14 protein-coding genes are annotated in these 16235 nt (G+C 73.0%); 9 read left to right on the top strand and 5 right to left on the bottom strand.

The genetic code is table 11. The features are described from left to right. Positions 1 to 511: 511 nt before the first annotated feature. The 3 genes from ACIHAA_RS21560 to ACIHAA_RS21550 all read left to right on the top strand — a co-directional run bounded on the left by ACIHAA_RS21560 (position 512) and on the right by ACIHAA_RS21550 (position 2005). Positions 512 to 1213, top strand: coding sequence for a hypothetical protein (locus ACIHAA_RS21560; protein WP_399819481.1), 702 nt, complete (start codon positions 512 to 514; stop codon positions 1211 to 1213). 118 nt (positions 1214 to 1331) lie between these two features. Beyond that, positions 1332 to 1595 (top strand): hypothetical protein, encoded by a 264-nt coding sequence (locus ACIHAA_RS21555; protein ID WP_399819479.1) that lies wholly within the window; start codon positions 1332 to 1334, stop codon positions 1593 to 1595. Then, positions 1592 to 2005, top strand: a complete 414-nt coding sequence (locus ACIHAA_RS21550; protein WP_399819477.1) for a hypothetical protein — start codon at positions 1592 to 1594, stop codon at positions 2003 to 2005. The genes ACIHAA_RS21555 and ACIHAA_RS21550 overlap by 4 nt, the downstream gene beginning before the upstream one ends. Positions 2006 to 2050: 45 nt before the next feature. Here ACIHAA_RS21550 and ACIHAA_RS21545 read toward each other — a convergent pair whose 3' ends face one another. The 4 genes from ACIHAA_RS21545 to ACIHAA_RS21530 form a co-directional block, all read right to left on the bottom strand. Then, entirely contained in the window at positions 2051 to 2701 is a 651-nt protein-coding gene (locus ACIHAA_RS21545; protein WP_399819475.1) for a hypothetical protein, read from the bottom strand. A gap of 16 nt (positions 2702 to 2717) precedes the next feature. Further along, on the bottom strand, positions 2718 to 5207 hold the full coding sequence (locus ACIHAA_RS21540; protein WP_399819504.1) for a glycosyltransferase: 2490 nt from the start codon (positions 5205 to 5207) through the stop codon (positions 2718 to 2720). Between the two features lie 32 nt (positions 5208 to 5239). Then, positions 5240 to 5938, bottom strand: a complete 699-nt coding sequence (locus tag ACIHAA_RS21535; RefSeq protein WP_399819472.1) for a GntR family transcriptional regulator — start codon at positions 5936 to 5938, stop codon at positions 5240 to 5242. 95 nt (positions 5939 to 6033) lie between these two features. Further along, positions 6034 to 7389, bottom strand: a complete 1356-nt coding sequence (locus ACIHAA_RS21530; protein WP_399819470.1) for an aspartate aminotransferase family protein — start codon at positions 7387 to 7389, stop codon at positions 6034 to 6036. 202 nt (positions 7390 to 7591) lie between these two features. On the opposite strand from ACIHAA_RS21530, the gene ACIHAA_RS21525 reads away from it, so the two are divergent. After that, positions 7592 to 10021: a protein kinase gene (locus ACIHAA_RS21525; RefSeq protein ID WP_399819468.1), complete on the top strand. Its 2430-nt coding sequence runs from the start codon at positions 7592 to 7594 to the stop codon at positions 10019 to 10021. A 124-nt stretch (positions 10022 to 10145) separates the two neighbouring features. Beyond that, positions 10146 to 11702 carry a PstS family phosphate ABC transporter substrate-binding protein gene (locus ACIHAA_RS21520; protein ID WP_399819466.1) on the top strand — a complete coding sequence of 519 codons (1557 nt, stop codon included), beginning with the start codon at positions 10146 to 10148 and terminating at the stop codon, positions 11700 to 11702. Between the two features lie 15 nt (positions 11703 to 11717). On the opposite strand, the gene ACIHAA_RS21515 is transcribed toward ACIHAA_RS21520, so the two are convergent. Beyond that, on the bottom strand, positions 11718 to 12458 hold the full coding sequence (locus ACIHAA_RS21515; protein ID WP_399819464.1) for an SLATT domain-containing protein: 741 nt from the start codon (positions 12456 to 12458) through the stop codon (positions 11718 to 11720). Positions 12459 to 12836: 378 nt separating this feature from the next. Between ACIHAA_RS21515 and ACIHAA_RS21510 the strand changes: the two genes are divergently transcribed. The 4 genes from ACIHAA_RS21510 (at position 12837) to ACIHAA_RS21495 (ending at position 16120) form a co-directional block, all read left to right on the top strand. After that, positions 12837 to 13178, top strand: coding sequence for a YbaB/EbfC family nucleoid-associated protein (locus ACIHAA_RS21510; protein WP_399819462.1), 342 nt, complete (start codon positions 12837 to 12839; stop codon positions 13176 to 13178). A gap of 127 nt (positions 13179 to 13305) precedes the next feature. Then, entirely contained in the window at positions 13306 to 13905 is a 600-nt protein-coding gene (gene recR / locus ACIHAA_RS21505; RefSeq protein ID WP_399819460.1) for a recombination mediator RecR, read from the top strand. Next, positions 13898 to 14557, top strand: coding sequence for a DUF5063 domain-containing protein (locus ACIHAA_RS21500; protein ID WP_399819458.1), 660 nt, complete (start codon positions 13898 to 13900; stop codon positions 14555 to 14557). The genes recR and ACIHAA_RS21500 overlap by 8 nt, the downstream gene beginning before the upstream one ends. A gap of 285 nt (positions 14558 to 14842) precedes the next feature. Beyond that, on the top strand, positions 14843 to 16120 hold the full coding sequence (locus ACIHAA_RS21495; RefSeq protein WP_399819456.1) for an aspartate kinase: 1278 nt from the start codon (positions 14843 to 14845) through the stop codon (positions 16118 to 16120). Positions 16121 to 16235: the final 115 nt, after the last annotated feature.

The raw sequence follows: 16235 nt of genomic DNA, 5'->3' as shown, positions 1-16235 counted from the left end.
GACTCCGTGCCGCCCCCGGGCGCCCACACCCCGGCGGACTGCGGGGCCACCCCGTGGAAGCGGACCCAGACCGGCCCGGGGTTGGGCGCGGCCCCCCCCCCCCCGGGGGGGGGGCGGCCGGGGGCCCCCCCCACGGCGTGTTCCTGTGCTTGTGTGCTTCTGGGCCGAGGGGGTCGAGCGTCTCACCGCGGCTGCGCACCGCTTCGCGAAACCCCTGCTCCCGGCCCTGCGCGTTCCCGTGCACCGCTTTCACTCCCCGGAGTGAAATGTGTGAACGTCCGCCTGGAAAAGCCCTGTTCGGCTTGCGGGGGTTGCTTTGCGTGCCCATAGAGTCACGCCAGCATCGAGTTGCCCCCGCGATGCGGCAACACCCGGGGGCCCGACACCAGGAACCAACCTCCCAATGCGCATCCATCGTACGACGCCCACGCGTTCTTTTTCCGTCTTCTCCAATGCTCTCCTCCGCGATCGCAGCATCTCGTGGTGTGCGGTGGGCGTACTGACGTACCTATTGAGCCTCCCGAAGGACGCCCGCGTCACCATCCGCACCCTCGCGGACCAGCGCAGGGAAGGGCGGGCCCGGATCGCCTCCGCCCTGCATGAGCTGGAGGAATCCCGGTATCTGCGGCGGGTGGTGCACAAGGACCGGGAGACCGGCCATCTCTCCACCGTCTACGAGGTGTTCGACACTCCGTACGAGGACGAGCCACCGGCGGGTGAATCCGGGGAAGCCCAGAATCCGGCCTCCGGTGAGCCGCCCTCCGCGCCGTCGGGCACTCCCCCTACGGGGGAAAAGACCCGGGAGCAAGACCCTCCCTCCCCGCCCCCCGACGCGGGCACCGGTCCGACCGAACGGACCGCGCTCGCCGCGCGGCTGCTCAACTCCCTGGGGCGAAGTCATCCGGGGCTCACGCTCGGCGCGGCCGACGCGTTACGGCTCGCGCCGCTGGTGGAGGAGTGGTGGGACGCGGGCGCGACCAGCGCCCAGGTGCGGGCGGCACTGACGGACGGACTGCCGTCGCGGGTGCACTCACCACGCGCCCTGCTGGAGAACCGCCTGCGCCGCAAACGCCCGTCGCCACCGGTGACCGAGCCGGTCACGACCGTGGGGGTCGAGAGCCGCACTCCCGGCGCCACCGCCTACCGCGAAGCCGCCCGCAGAGGCGGCGCACTCGCCCTGTCCCTGCTGCGGGGCCACCCCGCGCCCGCCTGAGGCACATGAACTCCCGGGGCACATGTCCGTGCCACCGGGTCAACCCCCCACAGAGGGAGCTGCGATGACCGCCTTACTGGAACGACCCGAGACGGTATACCGGCGGTATACTGTCGTCATGGCTGACACCACCGTCAAGGTCGACCCCGCCGTCCGCGACCGCCTCATGGTGCTCGCCCGCGAGCGCGGGATGACCATGCGCGACCTGATCGCCGAGCTGGCGGGAGCCACGCCCACGAAGGAGGAGCTGCGCAAGCGGTACGAGGATGCCAAGGCGTACTGCGAGACGCACTTCGGCGTCACCTTCACCGACGAGGACCACGACAGGGTGGAGAAGGTCTGGCAGGACCTTGAGGCCGGCCGGCCCGTGGACAGCCTGTGAGCGGGCCGAAGAACGGGTCCACGGGCGTCGTCTTCGACGAGTCGGCCCTGCTGGCGCTGGGCTCGGGGAATTCGCTCGCCTCGCAGTTCGTCGCCAACACCGAGCACGGCCCCACCCGGCACGTGTACGTCCCCGCGCTCTGCCTGGCCGCCGCCGACGGGATGCGCAAGGGGCTCGCCGAGCACGTCGGGGCCCTGCCCGCGGTCGAGATCGTCGAGCTGGACTTCGCGGGCGCCTCCACGGTCGGCGCGCTGCTGCGCCAGGGCGTGCAGTGGCGGCTGGGCCATGCGGTCCACCTGTCCCGCCCGACCGCGGACTGGCCCGACGGACGCCATGTGCTGACCGCCGACCCGGACCTGTACGCGGACATGGCCCTCGTGCGGACCATCAGGCTGCCGCGTCAGCGGTGATCGGCAACGGTCCGGGGCACCCCACGGGGGTGCCCCGCACCGGCCTCAGCTGAAGACGATCATCGAGCCCTGGGCGAGGCTCCGCGTTGCCGCCGCGTGCAGGCCCAGCCAGACGTGCCGTTCGCGGGCGAAGGGGCTCGGGTCGTAGGGGGCGGGCCTGGCCGGTTCCTCCAGGGCCGTGGGGGAGAGCGGGGCGTCGGGGGCCGCCGGGGGGTTCGCCGGGTCGATGCCGATCGCCGCCGCCACCGACTCCAGCTCCCGCAGCAGTGCCTGGGAGGAGCCCAGGGGGCCCCCGCCGGTGAGGAGTTCGTCGTTGGACAGGGGGTGCGGGAAGTCCACCGGCACATAGGCGCCCGCATGGTCGTAGTGCCACACCAGATGCGACTGCTGGGCCGTGGACTCGAACATCTCCAGCAGCTGCTCGTAGTCGCCGCCGAGTTCGTCGACCGGGGTCACGGCGAGCCCGCACAGCTGGAGCAGATGGGCGCGGCGCAGGAAGTGCAGCGCGTCGTAGTCGAAGCCCGCGACCGGCGCCACCTCGCCGGTCAGCCCCGGCATGTACTGGTACACCGGAACCGGTGGCAGCCCGGCCTCGCCCAGCGCCTTGTCGTAGAGGGCGAGTTCCTCGGCGAACGGGTTGTCGGGGGTGTGGCACAGCACGTCGACGAGCGGGACCAGCCACAGATCACAGGCCAACAGTAAGCTCCTCGGGTCATCGGTGTGGTGCAGGCAGCGTAGTGCGCGCGGGGGCCGGACGCCCCGCCTCGTGCAGGTCCCATACCCATACGCCGCCCACCCACTTACCGGGCCGCCCCACCAGCAGGTCCACCGTCTCGCGCAGCCGGTCCTGGTACGGCTGCGGAGGCAGCACCAGCACCCCCGCCTTCCAGTACGCGAAGTCGGCCCGCGCCTGCGCCCGCCAGTTCTTGCCGATCACCGGCGCCACCCCGGTGAAGCTGACATCGCGCAGCATGCTGGAGGTGAAGCGGGGGGAGGCGCCGTAGATGCCGACGCGCTCGGGGCCGTAGGGGCCGTTGAAGTAGCCGCCGGGCAGCCGGAAGCCGAGGCCCGCCGCGGTCTGCCAGTGCAGGGCCTCCGCGTTGCCCGAGTCGGGCAGCGGCACCGGCACCAGGGTCTCGTCCTTGCCGACGTAGGCCCGCCAGGTGCCGTCCGCGATGAAGGACGGCACGGGGGCCCGCTCCACCGACCGCAGCGGGGCCGGGAGGATCGGGATGAGCGCCGCGGCGACCGCGGTCAGGCCCAGGAACTGGCGGCCGACGCGCGGAGTGTGCACCAGCCGCTCCACCGCCACCGCCAGCAGCATGCCGAGCGCGGGCGCGCACACCATCGCCACCCGGCCCTCGATGACCGACTCGAACAGGGGCAGATGCGCGAACAGCGCCCAGGGGCCCGGGACCGTCATGTGCGTCAGCGGGATCCCGAACCGCGGGCCCAGCGAGAGCAGCCCGGCGGCCGCCGCGGTGAAGGCCAGCGCCTTGACCAGCGGGCGCTCCCACAGCCGTACGACGAACGCGAACGCCACCAGCGCCAGCGGCCAGCCGTAGAAGGCGTTCTGCTCGGTGGGGTTCGGGGACAGCGCGTCCGCCGTCGTGCGGTCGCCCGCGACCAGGGAGCGTTCCGCGAAGGACAGCAGCGCCCGGGGGCTGTTGCCCATGTTCGGGGCGTGCAGCACCCGCGTATAGCTCTGCGGGCCGAAGAACTGCCAGTACAGCGGCAGCGCGAGCAGCGGGAGGCACACCGCGGCCGCGATCGCCGTCCCCTTCAGCAGCGGGCGCACGGCCGCCTTCGCCACCTCCGGCCGCACCACCGCGTACGCGGCCGCGAACAGCACCATGCCGAGGGCCGCCAGCAGCAGCGGCTCCTCGCCCAGGAAGATCTGGTACGCGGCCATCAGCCCGAGGACCACCCCGTCCCGCACCACCCGGGTGCCCGCGCACAGCCGCAGCGTCCGCTCCACGATCGGCGGGATCATGAACAGCACCACGAAGTTGGGATGCGCGTTGGCGTGGCTGACCATCGGGGGAGCGAAGGCCGCGAGGGCCGCGCCGGTGAAGGCCGCGCCCCGGTGCCGTACGACCCGCCGGACGATCAGCGCGTACCAGGCGGTGGCGGTCGCGGCCAGCCCCAGGGTCGTCACCAGGGCGAGGGAGACGGCGGGCCCCAGCGCGAGGGTGACCGGCGCGAAGGGCACGGTCAGGCCCAGCATGACCGTGTTGGCCATGAGGTTCACCCCGTCCGGGAAGCCCTGGAGGGTGGTGAAGAAGGGGTTGCGGAGATGGGCCACATGGTCGGCCGTCACCGCGAAGAACCACTCCCACTGGTTCTGGTCCTGCAACGAGTCCGGGAGATAGCGGTGGGCCGGGTCCGCCCAGCGGCCCGAGTACAGCGCCACCGCCATCAGCAGGAAGGCGGCGGCCGCGAGGACGTCCGCGGGGCGGACCGCGCGGAGCTTCAGCGCGGTCAGCTCGGCGAGGACCCGGAGGTAGTCCAGCGGGCGGACCTTGGAGCCGGGCTGGTGCGCCCAGCGCACCGGCACCTCGGCGACCGGCCAGCCCGCGCGCCGGAAGTGCTGGAGTATCTCCACGTCGATGCCCCAGCCGGTCAGCCGGGACGCGGCGAACGCCTCCCGCGCCCGGTCGCCGTCGAACAGCTTGAAACCGCACTGGGTGTCGCGGACGCCGGGCACCGCGACCCGGCGTATCAGCCAGTTCCCGGCCCGCCCGAGGAACTCCCGGGCGGCGCTCTGGTGCCGTTCGATGGTCGCGCCCGCCACCGTGCGGGAGCCGACCGCCGCCGCGTTCCCCTCGGCCAGCGCCTTGTCCAGCAGTTCCAACTGCTCGATCGGGGCGGCCAGATCGGCGTCCGTGAGCAGCACCCGTCGGCCCGCCGAGGCGAGCACCCCGAGGCGCAGGGCATGGCCCTTGCCGCGGTTGCGGGGGCTGGTGACGAGCCGGATGCGCCGGTCGCGGGCCGAGGCCGCGGTCACCACGTCCCGGGTGGCGTCGGTGGAGCCGTCGTCGACGACGAGGACCTCCCACGCGCCGAAGCGGTTCTCGTGCTCGCGCAGATGTGCGGCGATCGCGTCGAGGGTGGGGGCGAGCCGCTCCTCCTCGTTGTAGGCGGGCACGACGACGGACAGATCGACGGCGGCGGACGGCATGCTGGGGGAGACGGACGGCATGTTCTGTAGGACGTGCGCGCCCTCGGTCCGGCTCATCCGGCGTCCGGCCCTTCGAGCAGACCGCGGCAGTGCGCGTTGTACGCGGCGACCCGGTCCTGCGCCGCGACGGCGTCACGGCGGGCGAGCGCGTCGACGACCTCGGTGTACCCGGACCACAGACGGCCCCCGAGCGGGGCGGCCCCGCGCAGATGCTGGACCGTGCACACCCAGGACTGCACCCGCAGCCGGTGCAGGAACCCGGCCAGGTAGGGGTTGCTGTACAGGGCGCTCAGCTCCCGCCAGAAACGCAGGTCGTAGCCGATGAGGATGTTCAGCTCACCGGCCGCGGCGGCCCGCTGGGCCTCCTCGCCGCGGCGGCGCACCGCGGCCAGGGCGGCGGCCAGCGGCGGCCCGTCGAGGGCGGCCCGGCCGTCGTTGTCGAGCAGACGGCGGAAGAGGCCGTCCGTGACCAGGCCGCGCGCCTCGATCATGCCGCGGTAGTCGTCCAGGGAGTAGGAGTGCACCTCGAAACCGCGGTGCTGCACGGCGTCCAGCAGGCCCTGCGCCGACAGGTCCACCAGGGCCTCGCGGACCGGTGTCGCGGAGACGCCGTACTGGTCGGCGATCTCCTTCACGGTGAACTCCTGCCCCGGCTGGAGCCGGCCGGCCAGCACCTCGTCGCGGAGCGCGTCCGCGATCTGCTGCCGCAAGGTGCTGCGGGTCACCGCGCCGTTTCCGGTGCTGCCGGGCATGGTCGGGTATCTCCCTCGTCGCAAAAGGGTGGCGTGCTCGCACACATCTACGAGCACGCCACCATACGCGTTCGAGGGTCCGGGGATTCCGGGTCCTACTCGGTGTACTCGTCCGCCACCGAGAGCGCCGCGTCCAGCGCCGCCAGCCCCTCCTTCAGCTCGGCCTCCGTCGCGTTGCACGGCGGGACCACATGCGTCCGGTTCATGTTCACGAACGGCCAGACGCCGTTCGCCTTCATGGCGGCGGCGAACGCACCCATCGGCCTGGCCGCCTCCCCGGCCGCGTTGTACGGCACCAGCGGCTCGCGGGTCTCCCTGTTCCGCACCAGCTCCAGGGCCCAGAACATGCCCACCCCGCGCACCTCGCCCACGCACGGGTGGCGCTCGGCCAGCCTGCGCAGGCCCGGCTCCACCACCGAGGCGCCCAGCTCCGCCGCGTTCTCGACGACGCCCTCCTCGGCCATCACCCCGATCGTCGCCACGGCCGCCGCGCACGCCAGCGGATGCCCCGAGTACGTCAGCCCGCCCGGGTACGGCCGCCTGCCGAAGGTCTCCGCGATCCGCCCGGATATGGCGACACCGCCGAGCGGCACATACCCGGAGTTCACGCCCTTGGCGAAGGTCATCAGGTCCGGGACCACGTCGAACAGGTCCGCCGCGAACCAGCGGCCGGTGCGCCCGAATCCGGACATCACCTCGTCCAGAACGAAGACGATCCCGTACTTGTCGCACAGGGCGCGCACGCCCGCGAGATAACCCGGCGGCGGCACCATGATCCCGGCGGTGCCCGGCACGCTCTCCAGGATGATCGCGGCGATCGTCCCGGGGCCCTCGTAGGCGATGGTCGTCTCCAGGTGCTCCAGCGCCCGCTCGCACTCCTGCTGCTCCGTCTCCGCGTAGAAGCGGGAGCGGTACAGGAAGGGCGCCCAGAAGCGGACCACGCCCGCCGCGCCGCTGTCGGAGGGCCAGCGGCGCGGGTCACCGGTGAGGTTCACGGCCTGCTGGGTGCCGCCGTGGTACGAGCGGTAGGCGGACAGCACCTTGGGGCGCCCGGTGTGGATCCGCGCCATGCGCACGGCGTGCTCCACCGCGTCGGCGCCACCATTGGTGAAGAAGATCTTGTCGAGGTCGCCGGGGGTGCGCTCGGCGATCAGCCGGGCGGCCTCCGAACGCGCCTGGACCGCGAAGGCGGGCGCGAAGGTGGTCAGGGAGGCGGCCTGCTCCTGGATCGCGGCGACGACCTTCGGGTGCTGGTAGCCGATGTTGGTGAAGACCAGTCCGCTCGACAGGTCGAGGTAGCGGTTGCCGTCGAAGTCCCAGAAGTACGACCCCTCCGCACCGGCGACGGCGAGCGGGTCGATGAGATCCTGCGCTGACCAGGAGTGGAAGACATGCGCACGGTCCGCGGCCTTGACGGCGGCGCCGGCCTGGGGGTCGGTCTGAGGCGTCATGCGCCCGAGCGTAGGAGTTCGCTGCCGGTGCGCGACACCGGCGTCCTGTCTGCGGTCGGGCCCGGAACACGACAGTCTGTCGACAGATGACGGAACCGGGCCCCGGTGGCCGACTCTTCGCGGGGTGGTGCCGCTCTGTGGTTATCCTCTGGCTGTCCGTGGCCACGCGGGGCCGCGCACGCAGGGGGTAGGTGAGGCGGCGATGGAGAAGCCGGGGGGCGGGGATCCGCTGGGAATCCCGCCGGGCTTCGGGCTCCGGGGGAGCGCCGGGGCCTATCGGCTGCTCGCCCGGCTCGGGGCCGGCGGCCTGGGCGACGTGTACGCGGCCCGCTCCGACCGGGGCCGCACGGTCGCCGTGAAACTCGTCCGGCGGGAACTGGCCGGGCAGGAGGACTTCCGGGCGCGCTTCCGGCGGGAGGTGCGGGCCGCCCGGCGGGTCGGCGGGCACTGGACCGCGCCCGTCCTGGACGCGGACACCGAGGCCGATGTCCCCTGGGTCGCCACCGCCTATGTCGCGGGACCCGCCCTCCAGACGGTCGTCTCCCGGGACCACGGAGCCCTGCCCGAACGGTCCGTCCGCGTCCTGGCCGCCGGGCTCGCCCACGCCCTGCGGGACATCCACACGGCCGGGATCGTCCACCACGATCTCAAGCCCTCCAATGTGCTGGTGACCACCGACGGGCCCCGGGTCGTCGACTTCGGCATCGGCCGCGCCCTGGACTCCCCGGGCGGCGCGGGGCTCACCCGGACCGGCGCACCGGTGGGCGCGCCCGGCTTCCTGGCGCCCGAACAGGTGCGCGGCGACCGCGTCACGCCCGCGTGCGACGTGTTCTCCCTGGGCTCGGTCCTCGCCTACGCGGCCACGGGCGCCCTTCCCTTCGGCGGCGGGGACAGCGGGCTGCACGCCCTGATGTTCCGCATCGCCCAGGAGGAGCCCGACCTGACGGGCGTGCCGGAGAGCCTCGCCGACCTCGTCCGCGCCTGCCTCCGCAAGGACCCGGCGGCCCGCCCCACCCCCACCGAGATCCTGACCCGCACCGACCCCGACCACACCCTCACCCAGGGCCCCACCTCCACCCCCTGGCTCCCGGCCTCCCTGACGGCCCGGCTGGGGCGGTACGGGGAGGGCTCCGCCGGGGGTGTGGAGGGCTCTGCGGGGGGCTCAGCGACGGGCCTTTCGGGGGGCTTTCCGGGGGGTGCGGCGGGCTCCGCCGCGGAGGGTGCGCACGGTGGCGTTCATGGCGTGGGCCCCGCCGGGAGCGCCGTAGAACCCGGCGAGGGGACCGCGAGTCCAGCCGGGAGTGCCGTAGGCCTGAGCGAGCGCCCCTCAAGCCCCGGCCGGGGGGCCACGGGCCCGGAAGCCGCAGACTCCGCGGAGGCGGAAGCGGGGGCAGAGGTGGGGGCAGAGGCAGAGACCGGGGCGGAGGCGGAGCCGGGGGCGGGGGCGGAGGCGGAAGCCGAGGCCGAGGCCGGTTGGCCCGGTGTTCCGTCCGCCGGTGCGGCCCCGGCGTCCGGAGCGTCGGGCCCCTGGCCCCCCGCGCACCTCACCAAGCGGCTCCCGGCCGCGCCTACCAACCCCGAGGTGCCCTCGGCCCGCCACTCGCCGTTTCCCGCCAACTCCGGGGCGCCCGCGGCCACGTCCCTGCCGGGCGTACCCCCCGCCCGCCCCCCGGCGCCGCCCGCCACCCTCCACTCGCCCCCCGCCACCCCCGAAGCAGCGCCCGATCCCGAAGCAGCGCCCGATCCCGAAGTGGCGCCCGAGCACGCGTCCGCGGCCGATGTGCCGTACGGGGGCGACGCGCCGTACGGGGGCGACGCGCCGTACCGGGGTGATGTGCCGTACCGGGCCGGTCAGGCGTACGCGGGCGGGTCTCCCTACGGGATCCCCTCGGACGGGCGGCCGGTCTTCTCCGGGGAGCCGCCCGCGCCGGGCGGCGGCTACGGCTTTCCCCAGCAGCACCCCCAGCCGCCCGGCTACGGCCACGGCGGCTTCGGCCCGGTCCAGCCGTACGGGCCGTACTCCTATGGCGGTCCCCAGGAGCCGCGCCGCAGGAGCCGGCGTTCCAGCGCCGCGCTGCTGGTCGCCGCGCTGGTGGTCGCGCTCGGGGCGGGTGGTTCGGTGTACGCGCTGATGCAGGGCGACGGGACCGGCACGCACGGCCGCGGCCACGAGCACGGCCCCTCCGCCGCGTCCGCGGCCCCCGCTCCGGACACCCCCGCCCCGGAGACCGCCGCTCCGGCGACCCCCGCGCCCTCCGCGAGCCCCTCCGCGCGCGGTGCCGTGCCCGGCGCCTTCCTCGGCACCTGGACCGCCGCCATCGACCACGGGGGCGGCCGCAACACCCGGCGGCTGGTCATCGCGCAGGGCGGGGTGGGCGACCCGGTGCTCTCGCTGACCGCGGAGGGCCCCTCCGCGGGCGGCGGCTACCGCTGCGTCTTCCGGGCCGAGCTGTCCGGACCGCCCCGCGCGGACGGCTCGTTGGCGATCGGGCCCTCCACGGTCGCGGCGGCCCGCCCCGCCTCGGCCTGCACCCCCGGCGCGGCCACCGAGCTGTCGCTCCTGCCGGACGGCCGCCTCCGCCGGGTGAACACCGGCGACGGCGAATCCCTCACCTATGCCAAAGAGAACTGAAGTCACGTAACCCACAGGCTGGTTGAACGTCATACCGACTTCCGCCGCCGTCCCCTGCCCACCCGCACCGGCGGACCGTACCGTGACCCCACGATCGGCTCCGGGGAGTTTCGGGGGACCCGCGGTGCAGTGGTTCAGCGCAGAGAACATCGTGGCCGTGGGGACCGCGGTCCTCGGCATCGTCGCGTCCGGCGCCATGGTCTGGTACGAACGCCGGGTGCCGCGCCGCAAACGCGTCGGCTACCGCGTCCAGATGGACAACCCGATCGGCGACGACGTCCGCTCCGGCCGCGCCAACCGCCGCCTCGGCCTCTTCGACGAGACCCCGGGCATGGCGGACGCGACGCTCGTCCTGCTGCGCATCGAGAACGACGGCTCCCAGGGCATCGACGGCGGCGACTACACCGGACCCGAACCCCACGGCCTGACCGCGGTGTTCACGGACCGCACCATCCGCGGGGTGTCGGTCACCCAGCCGACCGACGCCGACCATCTGATGGACCACTTCACCGCGGAGCGCGGCTTCGGCTACGAGGGCAACCGGCTCCGCATCCCGCGCGTCCCGCTCAACCGGGGCGACCACTTCAAGCTGCTGGTGCTGCTGTCCGGCGGCGACGTGGGCAGCGGGATACGGCTCACCGGCGGCATCCGTGAGGGCGAGGTGCATCCCAACCGCAGCGCCACCCCGGACGAACAGCCGCCGCTGTTCAGCCGGGCCGCCCGGCTCATCAGCATCACGCTCACCCTCAGCGTCCTCACCCTCGCCGGTATCGTCATCGCCCGCGACGACCACCCGCTCCCCCTGGGCTGCGCCCGGGGCACCCTGACGGTCACCGGGTCGACGGCCTTCGCGCCCGTGGTGCGGGAGCTGGCGCAGGAGTACGGGAAGAAGTGCGCGGGCGCCGACATCACGGTGGACGCCCACGGCAGCGAGGCCGGGGTCGGCGAACTCACCGCCCTGCGCCCCCGTTCCCGGCACGCCCCCGCCCTGATCGCGTTCTCCGACGGTGCCACCCCGAGGGCCGACGCGGCCCGTGATCTCACCGGCAGCCGGATCGCCGTCTCCGCCTTCACCCTGGTCGTCAACGAGGACGTCGACCTGGGGCGCGGGCTCTCCCTGGCCCAGGTGCGCCGCATCTACGACGGCCGGATCACCCGCTGGAGGCAGCTCGACCCCCGGCTGCCCGACCTGCCCGTGGTGCTGGTCAGCCGGACCGCCGACTCCGGCACCCGCCAGATCTTCCAGCGCCGGGTGCTCGGCACCTGGGAGCGGGTCCCCAGCACCTCCCTGGACTGCGTGCACCGGGACGACCGGTCCGCGCCGGTGACGCGCTGCGAACTCGGCTCCACCCAGGAGGTGCTGGACCGGGTGGCCGCGATCCCGGGCGCGATCGGCTACAGCGAACTCAACCTCGCCCTCGGCCACCGGGGCCTGCGCCGGGTGTCCCTGGACGGCGCCGCGGCCTCCGGCGAGGACATCGAGTACCGCCGGAGCGGCTACCCCTACCGCGGTGTCGAGTACGCCTACACCTACGGCCGCCCGCCCACCGGCTCCCTCACCGCCCGCTTCCTCGCCTACGTCGGCCAGAGCACCGGCGAGGACGTCATCCGGGCCCACGGCCATCTGCCGTGCTCGGCCCCGGCGGTGGCCCCCCTCTGCGCGGACGACGACAACACCTGATCCCGCGACGCCCCCTCATCGAGGATCCGGCGGCCGCTGGCGTGGCATGTTCGGGCGGGCCCCCGTGGGCGGGGCGAACCGGCCCGGGGCCGATGCCTCGGCCCGGGGACCGGTCGCGCCCACCGACTGGAGCACCAGCGGCGCGGACCCCCGGCGGAACTCCACCATCCAGTCCGCGGTCTCCGCCCGCATCAGCTCCGTCACGTCCTCGCAGAACCGCCGCAGCACCGACAGACAGCGCTCCGCCGCCTCGCCCGCGGTGCCCTCCGTCGGCCCGAGCACCTCCCGCACGCTCTCGGTCGCCCAATCGAACTGGAGTGCCTGCAACCGCCGTTCCAGGGCCTGGGCGGTCGCCACATCCCGCATCCAGCCGGAGGTCACCCCGAAGAACCGGTCCCCGGCGACACACGCCATCCCCAGCAGCAGCGACAGATACGCCCACGGCACGGCCCGGTCCGTCACCCCGGTCTGGTCGAGCAGCGGCAGCGCGGCCCCGCACACCACCCCGGCCGCCGCGCCCCCGCGCAGGCCCCGGGCGACCCGGCGCTTCCACACCCGGTTCGCGAGATACCAGGCCGCCGTCTCCAGCGCCCGCCGCTCCACCCACCGGTACAGCTCGTCCAGCCGCTCCGCGGGCTCCCCCCAGTCGCCGTGCGGAAACGGCCGCCCCCCGAGGTCGCCCGGCCGGGGGCCCGCCGCGCCGTCGCCCCGGCCGTCCTGGAGGGGACCCTCGGGCTGCATCTCCGGCTGACTCACCCGGCACTCCCTACGTACGGCTCCGACGTTCCGCGATGTTCCGCGATGGTCGCTTCGCGGGGCGCACCCGCCGCTCGGTACACACTCCGCGACGGACGAGTGACGCATGGTGCTCAAGCGCCGGACCCTTCCTACCGTCCCCCGGACGGCCGGGGCCCGCCTTTCCCCGCATTTCCGCCCGGAAGTGGGCCCGGGCCAGGGGGAGGCCGCCCCGAAAAGCCACTCGAAAGAGTGCCGCCATCCGTGCGACCCGGGTCCGGACGGACTACCGGAGCGAGCCTCCCGGTGACCACGTAGGCTCGTGCCAGGCGGCAAAACCCCGCCCTGACAGCCGTACGCGACCTGCCAGCCGAACCCGTACGAGACCAGGAGCTGATCGTGATTCCCGGTGGTGGCCAGCCCAATATGCAGCAGTTGCTCCAGCAGGCCCAGAAGATGCAGCAGGACCTCGCGCAGGCCCAGGAGGAGCTGGCGCGGACCGAGGTCGAAGGCCAGTCGGGCGGCGGCCTCGTCAGGGCCACCGTCACCGGCGCCGGGGAGCTGCGCGCCCTGGCGATCGACCCCAAGGCGGTCGACCCCGAGGACACCGAGACGCTCGCCGACCTGATCGTCGCGGCCGTCCAGGTGGCCAACGAGAACGCGCAGGCACTCCAGCAGCAGAAGCTCGGCCCGCTGGCCCAGGGGCTCGGTGGCGGCGGCCTCCCCGGTCTGCCGTTCTGAGTCCACCGGCCCGTCCCTTCTGCGCAAGGCGAGGGCCAACTACCGTACGTACCAAGAAACCCGGCCCGGCCGCGGTACCCGCGGATGTACGTCAGCAAGGCCGAAGCCCTTCAGGAAAGGCACTCCGTTGTACGAAGGCGTGGTCCAGGACCTCATCGACGAGCTGGGGCGGCTGCCCGGCGTCGGTCCCAAGAGCGCCCAGCGGATCGCCTTCCACGTCCTCGCGGCCGAGCCGACGGACGTCCGCCGGCTCGCCCAGGCGCTGCTGGAGGTGAAGGCGAAGGTCCGCTTCTGCGCCGTCTGCGGCAATGTGGCGCAGGAGGAACTCTGCGGCATCTGCCGCGACGCCCGCCGCGACCCCGCGGTGATCTGCGTGGTGGAGGAGCCGAAGGACGTCGTCGCGATCGAACGCACCCGTGAGTTCCGCGGCCGCTACCACGTCCTGGGCGGCGCGATCAGCCCCATCGAGGGCGTCGGCCCGGACGATCTGCGGATCAGGGAACTGCTCGCCAGGCTGGCCGACGGCACGGTCACCGAACTGATCCTGGCGACGGACCCCAACCTGGAGGGCGAGGCCACCGCCACCTATCTCGCCCGCATGATCAAACCCATGGGCCTCAAGGTCACCCGCCTGGCCAGCGGCCTCCCGGTGGGCGGCGACCTGGAATACGCGGACGAGGTCACCCTCGGCCGCGCCTTCGAGGGGAGACGACTCCTAGATGTCTGACGCCACGCTGCACTCCACGACGCAGGACCCCGACGACTTCGCCGTCCAGATCGCGGACCAGGTCGAGAGTTTCCTGGTCGCCGTCACGGAGGTCGCCAAGGGCGACGAACCCGACTCGGCCGTCCCCTTCCTCCTGCTGGAGATCTCCCAGCTGCTGCTCGCGGGCGGACGGCTGGGCGCGCACGAGGACATCGTGCCCGAGGAGCGGTACGAGCCGGACACGGGCCCGGACGTGGACGTGGACGAGCTGCGGGAACGCTTCGCCGTCATGCTCGACCCGATCGACGTCTACTCGGAGGTCTTCGACCCCTACGAGCCGCGCCAGGCCTCCGTCCCGGCCCGTATCTCCGACGACCTGGCCGACATCATCACGGACCTGCGCCACGGCATGGCCCACTACCGCGCGGGCCGCACCACGGAGGCGCTGTGGTGGTGGCAGTTCTCGTACTTCTCCAACTGGGGCTCCACCGCCTCCGCGACCCTGCGCGCCCTCCAGTCCGTGGTCGCCCATGTGCGGCTGAACCAGCCCCTGGCGGAGCTGGACGGGCTCGACACCGACCAGGACCTCGGCGACGACGCCCTCGCGGAGGAGGCGGGCCGGGTCATGGCCCGGGAGATCGCGGCACCGCTCGGACTCCGCTCGGTCAGGTAGCGGGCCCGGCCGCGCCGGTGTCTGTGACACGCGGCACGTTTCCGAGTAGGGGGCGCGCGGCGGGGGCAGGTGCCGTTCGAAGCGGCCCGGCTTTCCCGCGGAAAGCGGCGGTGAAAACCGTCGTACCTCCGTCCAGGATCCGTAGAAAAAGGGGAGGGTCCCGATGGGAGCGGGACATCTCACCATGCGGTATCCCGGAAGGGGAATTCGGTCGCTCGATAGACTGAGCCGACCGCACCGGCACTGCGCGGGTGCGGAAAGAGACGGATTGAGCGAGGAGCGCACGTGGGCCTTGTCGTGCAGAAGTACGGAGGCTCCTCCGTAGCCGATGCCGAAGGCATCAAGCGCGTCGCCAAGCGGATCGTGGAAGCGAAGAAGAACGGCAACCAGGTGGTTGTCGTCGTTTCCGCGATGGGCGACACGACGGACGAGCTGATCGATCTCGCCGAGCAGGTGTCCCCGATGCCTGCCGGACGTGAATTCGACATGCTGCTGACCGCCGGAGAGCGGATCTCCATGGCCCTGCTGGCCATGGCGATCAAAAACCTGGGCCACGAGGCCCAGAGCTTCACCGGCAGCCAGGCAGGAGTCATCACCGACTCGGTCCACAACAAGGCCCGGATCATCGATGTCACCCCCGGCCGCATCCGCACCGCGCTGGACGAGGGCAACATCGCGATCGTCGCCGGTTTCCAGGGTGTGAGCCAGGACAAGAAGGACATCACGACCCTGGGGCGCGGCGGCTCCGACACGACCGCCGTTGCGCTGGCCGCCGCCCTCGACGCCGAGGTCTGCGAGATCTACACCGACGTCGACGGCGTGTTCACCGCCGACCCGCGCGTCGTGAAGAAGGCCCGGAAGATCGACTGGATCTCCTTCGAGGACATGCTGGAGCTGGCCGCGTCCGGGTCCAAGGTGCTGCTCCACCGCTGCGTGGAGTACGCGCGCCGCTACAACATCCCGATCCACGTCCGCTCCTCCTTCAGCGGGCTGCGCGGTACGTGGGTCAGCAGCGAGCCGATCGAGCAAGGGGACAAGCAGGTGGAGCAGGCCATCATCTCCGGAGTCGCGCACGACACCTCCGAGGCCAAGATCACGGTCGTCGGTGTGCCGGACAAGCCGGGCGAGGCCGCCTCGATCTTCCGCGCCATCGCCGACGCCCAGATCAACATCGACATGGTCGTGCAGAACGTGTCGGCCGCCTCGACCGGGCTCACCGACATTTCCTTCACTCTCCCGAAGACCGAGGGCCGCAAGGCGATCGACGCCCTGGAGAAGGGCAAGACCGCGATCGGCTACGACTCCCTGCGCTACGACGACCAGATCGGCAAGATCTCCCTCGTCGGCGCGGGCATGAAGACCAACCCGGGCGTCACGGCCACCTTCTTCGAGGCGCTCAGCGACGCGGGCGTGAACATCGAGCTGATCTCGACCTCCGAGATCCGCATCTCGGTGGTCACCCGCGCGGACGACGTCTCCGAGGCGGTCCGCGCCGTGCACACCGCGTTCGGCCTGGACACCGAGAGCGACGAGGCGGTCGTCTACGGAGGCACCGGGCGATGACCCGCCTCCCCCGCGGGGGCGAGGACCGTACGGACTCCGCACCGCCGAGCCGTACGGGGCCCGGGCGCGTGCGCCCGCCGGGTACGAGGGCGGGGCGCGTGTGCCCGCCGCGTAG

Origin of the sequence: Streptomyces sp. NPDC052040 (genome assembly GCF_044548405.1) — a bacterium.
Lineage (GTDB): Bacteria > Actinomycetota > Actinomycetes > Streptomycetales > Streptomycetaceae > Streptomyces.
This window is presented reverse-complemented; position numbering and strand designations above follow the sequence as displayed.